Raw genomic sequence first — 880 nt, forward strand, 5'->3', positions numbered from 1 at the left:
CGTTGCGATTGACAATCATCGTACCGTGGTTTGCGGCGGCTAGTATGTACGCAATGGGGCGTTGAGGATATGACATTCAATCGTTCTTTGAAGAAATTATCGATCAACCTGATATAGGCGATGACTGTACGATATTGCTGCTTCGGTTTTGCACGAACAGAGATGAATATTTGTGACGGTTTGTTGCTTGAGTGGCGCCCACCCAGGGCAATCGCACGAATTTCCATACTGATTGGCTGTCGGCCCAGCCAAGAAGCTGTGCCAGATAGCGGTCGTTTGCACATGCCTTGAGACGCCTTGAGGCGCCGATTTCTGAGCCCTACTTTCGAGCTCGGTCATGGCGCAGCAGATTCGAAATGCGCTGGAGCACGGCGAAGTTCTGCGCAGCATTGTCAATACGCACGCGACACTGGTCTTCGCCGAACCATGTCCAGGCACCCGTGCATGCCATTTTCGATCGCCCAGTGCGAACGCACCGTGTGCGCCAGGCGAGCGGCGTTCGCCGGCAGGCTAGAAAGGTAGTAGCGGGTTTCGGTTGTGGTGGCGTCACCTGTTTCACGCGTAGCTTCGACAATGGCCGCCGAACGGGCATAGGGTCACGGCGATTGCTCATCGAGTGCGGCCCATTCGAACGCCATACAATGCCGGGTCTCGATCCGGCCATGGTCCGAATCGGCGGGTTCGGACATATCGTCAAGCGCTTCCAAGCGCGGCATCAGCCCGGTGATCGCCAAGCCAAGCGCCGGACAGAGCACGGGAGTGGTCTGGGCAAATTCCGATGGGTTGTCGGTGTGTCCAGCTAAGGACACGTTATCCAGTCGGTGAAAGTCCGACCGAGGCAACAGACTCAAGCCTCGTAGCTTGGGAGGCGTCATGGCGC

At 57.0% G+C, this 880-nt stretch carries 2 protein-coding genes; both read right to left on the bottom strand.

The window, feature by feature from the left end:
• The coding region (locus AWB78_RS49230) for a hypothetical protein (RefSeq protein ID WP_232478154.1) at positions 1–284 on the bottom strand (284 nt) is incomplete at its 3' end.
• Between the two features lie 312 nt (positions 285–596).
• A partial coding sequence (locus tag AWB78_RS49235; protein ID WP_232478155.1) for a hypothetical protein occupies positions 597–880 on the bottom strand: 284 nt, incomplete at its 5' end.

The sequence above is a fragment of the Caballeronia calidae genome (assembly GCF_900044055.2).
Lineage (GTDB): Bacteria > Pseudomonadota > Gammaproteobacteria > Burkholderiales > Burkholderiaceae > Caballeronia > Caballeronia calidae.